At 60.2% G+C, this 8,811-nt stretch carries 6 protein-coding genes; all 6 read right to left on the bottom strand.

Annotated features, from left to right (window positions below):
- Positions 1-422: 422 nt before the first annotated feature.
- Positions 423-1,970 carry a DUF455 family protein gene (locus tag IDH44_RS19705; RefSeq protein ID WP_190920538.1) on the bottom strand — a complete coding sequence of 516 codons (1,548 nt, stop codon included), beginning with the start codon at positions 1,968-1,970 and terminating at the stop codon, positions 423-425.
- 84 nt (positions 1,971-2,054) lie between these two features.
- Positions 2,055-3,287 (bottom strand): enolase C-terminal domain-like protein, encoded by a 1,233-nt coding sequence (locus IDH44_RS19700; RefSeq protein ID WP_190920537.1) that lies wholly within the window; start codon positions 3,285-3,287, stop codon positions 2,055-2,057.
- The gene (locus IDH44_RS19695; protein WP_223869852.1) at positions 3,284-4,099 is read right to left on the bottom strand and encodes an SDR family NAD(P)-dependent oxidoreductase; all 816 of its coding nucleotides are present in this window, start codon (positions 4,097-4,099) and stop codon (positions 3,284-3,286) included. Before IDH44_RS19695 ends, IDH44_RS19700 begins: the two co-directional genes overlap by 4 nt.
- A 185-nt stretch (positions 4,100-4,284) precedes the next feature.
- Positions 4,285-4,983 (bottom strand): GntR family transcriptional regulator, encoded by a 699-nt coding sequence (locus tag IDH44_RS19690; protein ID WP_190920536.1) that lies wholly within the window; start codon positions 4,981-4,983, stop codon positions 4,285-4,287.
- A 937-nt stretch (positions 4,984-5,920) separates the two neighbouring features.
- A complete protein-coding gene (locus IDH44_RS19685) occupies positions 5,921-6,841 on the bottom strand; it encodes a dihydrodipicolinate synthase family protein (RefSeq protein ID WP_190920535.1) in 921 nt (306 codons plus the stop codon).
- Between the two features lie 100 nt (positions 6,842-6,941).
- The gene (locus IDH44_RS19680; RefSeq protein ID WP_223869858.1) at positions 6,942-8,792 is read right to left on the bottom strand and encodes an SUMF1/EgtB/PvdO family nonheme iron enzyme; all 1,851 of its coding nucleotides are present in this window, start codon (positions 8,790-8,792) and stop codon (positions 6,942-6,944) included.
- Between the last annotated feature and the right edge of the window lie 19 nt (positions 8,793-8,811).

Below are 8,811 nucleotides of genomic sequence, written 5' to 3'. Positions count from 1 at the left end.
CGAGCCGATTTCGCCCCTGTAGCCTCACATTTTGCGCTTATTTCCGCCATCCGAGCGATTCACACTGGCCAGCCTCGCAATAATTGGCGCTGATAACCGCTATGCCAAAAAAAGCGCTCCTCGTAAGAAGCGCTTTTCTGACCTTGCTGGAATTTTTACATAATGGCAGACAGCACATTGACTGCCCCTGCTCGAGTTCTTTCCGTGCGCAGCTCCAGCGCGCGAGGTCCTGCGGCTTGACGGCGGTCGGACGACCACGAGCAACTCGAGACTGTTTAGCTGCTTTGGCCAGGTTACTGATTTTTCTGGTCTGGCTGGGATGGCTGCACTGGCTGCCGGGCTCCAGGCCGCAGGGCGAGCCTATCGACTGCCGCTGATTGGCTGTCGGTCCCCCGACCAATCGTGATGGACCGTCTCTCCTCTTACCAAGGTGCGAGCCGACCGCCGCTGTCCTCCGTCTGTGCATGCTGTCCCGTCTGAAGCGTCTGGTCCGTGCCCGCTGCCGACGCTTTTTTCAGGTAGACCTGGACCTCCTCCTGAATATCCTGCACCGTGCGCGCATCGTCCTCGAGCATGTGGTTGACCCACCGCTTGCCATAGTTGACATGGTTGATTTCCTCGGACCAGTCCACGTCGGAGAAGAGCTGCGAGCGCCCGTCCCCCTGCTGCTCGTAATAGCGGGCCCGCTCGCTCTTGCGCGGCATGAAGAACACCTCCAGGCCTAGCGCCAGATAGCAGAGCCGGTGCACGATCGGCATCGTGCGCGCCTGCTCGAACAGCGACATATTGATCCTGGACGGCTCGACCCCGAGCTCGCGCAGCCGGATCGCACCGAATTCGGCATGGCGCACCTCGTCCCAGAAGTGATGGGCGATCTCCAGATCATAGGCGCGCGGCATGTTCATCTCCCAGGAATCGTAGATGACCGTCGCCAGCAGCGCCGCGGCGTAGAATTCGTTGAAATAGACCTCGAATTCCCCGATCGCACGCTCTCGCAACGGCAGATTCATCTTCGATTCGTACGTGCCCAAGTCTGCATGCTGCAGCCGTTCGTCAAATTGCATCGGCAGCGGCCATTCGAGCCGGGCATTCGCAGGCCGGGTCACCGCAGATTGAGAGGTCGCAGATTGCGCAGTCGCAAGCGGAGTACCTTCAGGTCCGCTGTCCGCGGACCGAGCCGCGCCCTTCGGCGACTCCGTCTGCGACCGGCGGACTTGCAAGCCACCGATGCCGCCCGCCGCCTCGCATATGCCGTCCAGGTACGCGCACCACTGCGCAGCCTCAGCTCCGCCTTGCTCTGGCTTGGCCAGCTCCACTCCCGTCCCAAGCGCACTCTCCGGCGCTTGACCCGTGGACCCGGACCGAGCCAGTAATCCTTCCCCACGCGCTGTATCCACAGCCTCGGACTGCGCCTGCGATCCATCACCCCTGGCTGCATCCTCAGCCTCAGACCGGGCCTGCGCCGCATCCCCCGGCCGCCGGGATCGGCTCCGCCCGAGCCGTCCGAGCTCCTCCAGCTGCTCTTCCAGCTCGGGCAGCCGGCGCCGCAGCAGCCTCAGCTCCGGCGCATTTGCCGCCGGATCAGCGGCCGCGATATGCTCGCGGTACATCGACGTCAACAGCTCAGTCAGCAGCTTCATTCCCGCGACAAAAGCGTCCCCGCCTGGCGCGTGCGCGAGCGCTTCGCCCAGCCGCTTCAGCTCCGGCTCCAGCGCCGCGTGGCGGTTGCCGCCGCGCATATCGCCGAGCCGCTCGCGCAGCGCATGGACGAATTCGGCATGCCCGTACAGGTAATGGCCGAGCCGCAGCTTGACCTCCCAATCCGGATGCGCGACGAACCACCCTGCCAGCGCGCGCACGCAGCTCTGCTCCACATACGCGTACCGCCGCAGCAGATCGGCGGTTCGGGCGATGCCGATGCCGCCTTGTCCGCCATGCTCGATATAGGCCAATAATCCATTGTCAGTCATGGTCTGTTCCTCCTTGTCGTAATTGTCCCTACATCCGGCGGTCCTAGGGCCGCCGTGTCAGATCGCCGATTGTCACCGCCCCGCTCACGGTCTGCCCGGCTGTGCCGGGTCGGCCCACTTGCCGCCGGGCACGAGCGCATACCAGTCCGGCCGCGACGGATCGCGATCGTATGGATACCCCCCGTGCTCGCGATACAGCTCCGCGTATTGCCGCAGCTTGTCGCGATCCACCTCGACTCCGAGTCCCGGCCCGTCCGGCACCCGGATCGCGCCGTCCTCGTACGCCAGCTTGCCGCCGACGAGGATGTCGTCCGTGAGGTGATGGTAATGCGCGTCCGCGGCATGGCTCAGATTGGGCACGACCGCGCCCATATGCAGCATCGTCGCCAGCTGGATGCCGAGCTCGCCGGAGGAGTGCACCGCCACGCCGAGCTGGAACGTCTCGCATACTCCCGCCGCCTTGACGCATGGCCGAATGCCGCCCCAGAAGGTCGTATCGAGCAAAATGACGTCGATCGCCGGGTCGCGCACATTGGCCGCCAACTGCTCGAAATTGATCACCACCGTATTCGTCGCCGTCGGAATGCGAACCATCTCGCGCACCCGGCGCATCCCGTTCATGCCCCAGGTCGGGTCCTCGTAATAATCGTTGTTCAGCCCTTCGATCGCCTGACCGAAGCGGATCGCCTCCTCCACCGTCAGCGCGCCGTTGGGATCGTACCGCAGCCGATCCTGCGGGAACGCATCCGCCAGCGCCCGGTAGCATGCCAGCTCATATTCCGGAGGGTACACGCCGCCCTTGAGCTTGTGCACGGTGAAGCCGTGGCGCGCCTTCAGCTCGCGGCAGTTGTCCAGCAGTTGCTCGATCGTTCGCACCTCGCCCGCGCCGGTCCGCTCATTCGGCAGCCGGTAGAACAGATAGCTTGCAAAATCGATCCGATCCCGCACCTTTCCTCCCAGCAGCTGATGGACCGGCACGCCGAGTTTTTTGCCCATAATATCCAGGCAGGCAAATTCAATCGCGGCATGCAGTTGCGTCCGGTTATTGTACAGACTGGCCGTCGGGTTACAGATTTTGAAGCGCATCTCTTCCAATTGAAACGGATCGTGGCCGAGCAGATACGCCTTCAGCCCGGCAAACGCGAGCTCGGCGCTCTCGCCGCCCCCGCCCATCTCGCCGTAACCGATCAAGCCCTCGTCCGTCTCGACCTCCACGATCGTGCGCACGAAGCGTCCCCAGTGGGCGCCGTTGCTGTGACGCAAGGGCGCTTCGAGCGGCATCATGACCGTAGTGGCTCGCAGGTCCGTAATTTTCATCTCTGGCCCTCTCCCTTCTCTGGCAAGCGTACGCCCAGCGCGGCCAGCATGCCGCCGTCGATTCGGAGCTCGGCGCCCGTCACGAAGCCGCTGCGGTCGCCGGCCAAGAAGGCGATGAGCTCGGCGATGTCCTCCGGCGTCCCGAGCCGGCCGATCGGGTGCATCGCCCCCCATGCCGCGAGCAGCGCTTCCCGGCCCGCTTCCCCGCCGTGCAACTCGGCCGCTTCGCGCAGCATCGGCGTGTCGATCGAGGCCGGGCACACTGCGTTGACGCGGATGCCCTCGGCCGCATGATCGACCGCCATGGCGCGGGTGAGCGCGTTGATCGCGCCCTTGCTCGCGCTATAGGCGGCGACCCGCGTTTGAGAAGCTAAGGCTTGCACCGACGAGACATTGACGATCGAGCCGCCGCCGCGCCGGCGCATCGCCGGTATGACGGCTCTCGAGGCCAGGAAGACGCCTTTTGCATTGACCGCCATCACTTCGTCCCATAGTGCCTCGTCTGTCTCCGTCACGTCGCCGTAGCGCTGGATACCCGCGCTATTGACGAGAATGTCGATGCCGCCGCAAGTGCGCTCCGCCGCTTCGGCAAGCGCTTCCAATTGGGATGCGCTGCGTACATCCGTCTCGCGGTACTCCGTCTTGCAGCCTGCCGCGCGGAGCTCGGCGGCCGCGGCCTCGCCCGCTTCGCGCTGCAGATCGCCAATCAGCACGCTCGCGCCGCCCGCCGCGAGCCGCCGCGCCGCGCCGAGACCGATGCCCGCCGCGCCGCCGATCACGATTGCCGTCTTGCCTGATAGATCTTCCAACATTGGCCCCCCATTCCTCCGATCGTTGCCTGTTGCAACATCCTCTGTTGTTGCATGCTCTGTTGTTGCATGTTCTGTTGTTGCGTGCTCTGTTGTTGCGTGCTCTGTTGTTGCATGCTCTGTTGTTGCGTCCTCTGTTGTTGCATGCTCTGTTATAGGTCAAGCTACCCCGCTAGTAGCGGTGACGATCAAGCCTCGAACCACTCCGGCTCCGCCGCCGCCATGTCGGGCAGGTCGTCCAGCACCTTATGCAGGTGATGCTCCAGCACCGTCGCAGCGCGAGGAGCTTCCCCGCCGATCAGCGCCTCCAGCAGTTGCTCGTGCTCGGCGATCAGCGCGTCGGTCTGATCGAGCCGCTGCAGCATCAGATAGCGAATCCGGTTCAGATGCCCGCGCATCTGACCGACGACGCCGAGCGCCGTCGCATTGCCGTAGGCGCGCAGGAACAGGCCGTGGAAGGCCTCGTCCGTCTTCAGGAACTGCTTCGCATCGCCCTGCCGCGCCGCCTCGCGCTGCTCCTCCAGCAGCAGCCGGGCCGACTGCTCCAGCCGCAGACGATCGGGCCGATCCCGCCACCCCGCGGCCAGCTCGCGGAACGCCGCCGCCTCCAGAGCGGCGCGGACGAATCGGGTCTCGCCCACCTTCGACGCGGAGATGCGCGCGATGCGCGCGCCGCGCTGCGGCAGCACCTCGATCAGCCCCTCTGCCTGCAGGGCGCGCACCGCCTCGCGCAGCGGTGTGCGGCTCATGCCGAGCGCGCTCGACAGCTCCGATTCGTACACCATTTGCCCGGGCAGCAGCTCCAGATACACGATCCGGTCCCGGACCAGTTCGTACGCGACCTCGCTCAGCGGTCGGCGCCCCGCCGCCTGCGTCGTTTGCAGCATCTCCATCACTCCTTGCCTCTCTCCATCACGCCTTGCCTTCATTATGATATATACTAGTATACCAGTCAATTGTAATTTTCCCGATGCATTGTTTTGCTCCAAATTTAGCAGCGTGGTCCAGGGCGCGAAGCGTTCCGCTTCGACGCCTTCTACCCATTGCAGCGCGCTCAGTTCCTTCGCTTTCGTTAGCTACGAACTGTATAAGTGCAGTTCATTTGATGATTTACGGGCCCTGCCACGTCCTGAACTGCATAAATGCATTTCAAATTCGGTAAAAACTTGAATTTCCAGCCGTTTCCCCAAAAATAACTGTACTTTTGCAGTTCATCTTGGATTTCCGCCCAGATCGAAGCCTATGAACTGTATTTTTGCAGTTCAGCCTCACGTACAGTTCAGCTTCACATGATGCACGGGTGCACGGGTGCAGGGGCGCACGGGTGCACGGGCCGCACGGGTGCGCAGGCGCACAAGGTGAACTAGACCGCTACGGGCAGGAACATCACCAGCCAGGAAATATATTTTGTGTGAATCTGCGTCTTGCCTGGTACTTCGTGCATCAACTCGGCCACTGTAGGGTTCAGGTGTGTCAGGCCCCCCTGCGACATCTCCTATGGAACCACGGTGGCGAGGGCAGCGTCTATATACAATAATTGCTTAACAAAAAGCCGCTGATCCTTTTCGGAAAGCGGCTTTGAAGTATTTTTTCAGCGTGTTTGTCAGCGTATTGTCTTCGTGTTGTTTTCATGTTTCTAGCGTATTGTCTTCGTGTTGTTTTCATGTTTCTAGCGTATTGTCTTCGTGTTGTTTTCATGTTTCTAGCGTATTGTCTTCGTGTTGTCTTCGTGTTGTCTTCGTGTTTCCATCGTGTTTCCATCGTATTGTCTTCGTGTTTTCAGCGTATTGCCAGCGTATTTTCAGCGTGTTGTCAGCGTGTTGATCAAGAATTGGAAACGGGATTCAAGAGGCCCAACGACGTTTCGCGTTCCATTTCACGCAGGCTCTGATGAAGCAATTCCACATCTGCTTGCGCCAGATCCAGTTGGGGGGATCGGACAGATCCTCCTGTCAAGCCTCGCCAATTTAGCGCTGCTTTGAAATACGCCATGTTGCGTCCATTTTGAAGAATGTTGCAATACCGCGTGGCGATGTGCTGCCAGCGCCGGGCTTCGTCCAGGTCTCCGCTCTGCATATGGCGGTATACCTCGACGAAGGGCTCCGGGAATACACTCGACACACCGGAAACCGTACCGCTGCAGCCCATCGCCAGGGCAGGAACGAACAAGTGGTCCGCGCCTTGCACGACCGAAAAATCGTTTAACGCCAAGTAAGCGCCAGTACGTGTAAAATCGGGATAGCTGTACTTCAGGCCAACCACATTGCGGCATTGCGTTGCGACACGCTGTACGACTTCGACGGACAAGTCATTCGCCGAACATTGTGGGATATTGTATAAATACACCGGAAATTCCGCAGGAACACTTGAAGCCACCTCGACATAAAACTGCTCCATCTCCCGGTCATTGACAACCGAAAAGATCGGCGTAACGACGCCGATCCCATCTGCGCCGACGGCATGGGCATGCCTGGCCAGCGCGATCGTATCCTTTGTCGTTGTCGCTCCGGCATGAATGTAGACGGTGACCCGCCCGGCTGCTGCCCGGACCACCGTTTCCGCTACGGCCTTGCGTTCTTCAATCGACAAGCGCAGCATTTCTCCGGTTGTCCCGAGCGGGAACAAGGCTTGTACCCCTTTGGATACCAAAAAATTTGTCAACTGCTCTACTGCTTGAAAATCTATATCTCCTTCTTTAGTAAAAGGAGTCACCATCGCTGTCGTGACACCATGTAATAATTTCATGATGGAAAATCTCCCTCTTATCCATAATTGGTGGATTGCCCAAGCCGAGAAGACGGGAATACGCCAAGCATCCCGTCCTCCGTCAGGACAACACCTATCTTTACTTGGGTGCGGCTAAAGTCGCAGCCTGCAGCCATTTATAATTGAATCGGTAATGCAGCTTGCTCGAAAGCAGATGAATCATATGATCGTCCGTCTGGAGGGCCTGCAAATAACCTGCCGGCTCGCTCTGCTCGGCGTTGGCAACAAAGAAATCGGTATTGCCGCCTCCGTCATATTCACGGTCGTCCGAGCTTGGTGTCACCAGTTTGTGATGCGACCAGGTCCGGCCTTCGTCAAACGAAAGAGCCGAAAACATGCCATATACGCGGCGGCGCTCACCCGCTTGATCGACAATTTCAATGCCAAGACGCTGCGCTTTGGCTGTATTGGATTTGTCGGTGAACCCGATATAGAGGATCGGGCCCTCTTTCAAGCGAAGCAAGACCGGCCGTTGGCGCCAATCGATTCCGTGGCCGAGCGCCGGCTCGCGACGGTAAGACCAACTTTCGCCCAGATCGACGCTCGTGCTGATAGGAACTCCGCTCCCGGGAACAGCGGCGTGCTCCGTGTTCCAATTGTCCCGCCCGACGGCCATCAGCGCGCCGTCCGCCAGTTGGACGATACCCGGATGCTGGCCGTGAATCTTCCCTGCCGGAGCGTGCCAGGTGTGACCGTCGTCATGACTGATGATGATACGCCCCCACATCGGTTGATCAAAATTCAGGTCGCTGCTCAGGATCAGCACCCCCTCGCGGGTACGTGTCACGATATGCGGATTCCACATGGAGCGCACATCGCTCATGATGCGGGGCGCGGACCAGTTCGCACCGTTGTCGTCGCTTGTCCGCATGAACAACGTCTGGTTCCCTTGGTTCGGATAGCTGCCGGTTCCTTGAAAGTGATACAGCAATCCGGTCTCGGGATGCGTCCACAACGCACTTGAGTGGTCATTGCGGTCGGCAGCCGACCAGAACAGCGACGGCGCATCCCAGGACTGGCTGCCTTTCCGCAGCCGCGAGGCGGCAATATTGAGCTTGACGCCTTCTTCTCCGGTTGCGTGTTTGCCCAAATCCGTGAACCAGGTTACTAGCAGATCCCCGTTAGGACACCATGTGACAGACGGAAAGTGGTTATGGTCAGAGTATAGCGGGCCCGTCGAATTATCCGGAATCTTGACAAAGTCGATTGGCGTCAGAAAGATAGCTTCCTCCGATTCCACCTGTTGTGCCCGCCAGTCATATCGCTCCTGCGGCACCTCCGACTGACAGAGCGGTCGCGGCTGATGCTCGATATAACGGAATGGCATCGCCCCCACGACAACACGAAATCCAAGTCCGGGGTAGCGATCTGCCGGTAGAAAGCTCATTCGGCCGGCTACAGCATGCGTGCCTTCGGGCGTCCAGCTTGATCCGCCTCGCGTAATTCTGGTCGTCCCTTCGCGATACCCTGCCGGATCGGTCTGCTCCCCGTTCGGATACGGTCCGTACCAATCCAGGCACCACTGCTCGATCTGACCGGTAAAGGCATGCAGTTGCTCCTTTGCCGCTGCCTCCGACTGCGCAGCGTATTCCCATTCCGACTCGCTTGGCAAGCGGTAAGATTGGCCTTCCTTCGCACTCAGCCACTTGCAGAACGCCACCGCCTCATGCCAATTGACCCCGACGACCGGATCATCATCTTGATACGCATGTTCATATTCCGCCACCCAACGCGGATCGGTATTGGTCAAGCGCCGAATCGTCTGCAAGTTCTTCCGAAATCCTGGTCTGAATCGCTCATATTGGCCAAATGTCACCAGCCGGGACGACATATAAAATGGCGAAGAAAGATGAACCGTATGCGAAGGCTGCGTTTCATAGTTCCCGTTGTCGGCGCCTTGCGTAAAGCTGCCTGGCGCGAGAAGCACCATCTCGATGCCGACTGAATTT

This window comes from Paenibacillus sabuli, from assembly GCF_014705605.1.
GTDB classification, from domain to species: domain Bacteria; phylum Bacillota; class Bacilli; order Paenibacillales; family Paenibacillaceae; genus Paenibacillus_D; species Paenibacillus_D sabuli.
This window is presented reverse-complemented; position numbering and strand designations above follow the sequence as displayed.

Coding starts and splice junctions, on each gene's coding strand:
- IDH44_RS19690 (WP_190920536.1), bottom strand. CDS start 4,983: ATGCTGCAAACGACGCAGGCGGCGGGGCGCCGACCGCTGAGCGAGGTC.
- IDH44_RS19685 (WP_190920535.1), bottom strand. CDS start 6,841: ATGAAATTATTACATGGTGTCACGACAGCGATGGTGACTCCTTTTACT.
- IDH44_RS19680 (WP_223869858.1), bottom strand. CDS start 8,792: ATGGTGCTTCTCGCGCCAGGCAGCTTTACGCAAGGCGCCGACAACGGG.
- IDH44_RS19705 (WP_190920538.1), bottom strand. CDS start 1,970: ATGACTGACAATGGATTATTGGCCTATATCGAGCATGGCGGACAAGGC.
- IDH44_RS19695 (WP_223869852.1), bottom strand. CDS start 4,099: ATGTTGGAAGATCTATCAGGCAAGACGGCAATCGTGATCGGCGGCGCG.
- IDH44_RS19700 (WP_190920537.1), bottom strand. CDS start 3,287: ATGAAAATTACGGACCTGCGAGCCACTACGGTCATGATGCCGCTCGAA.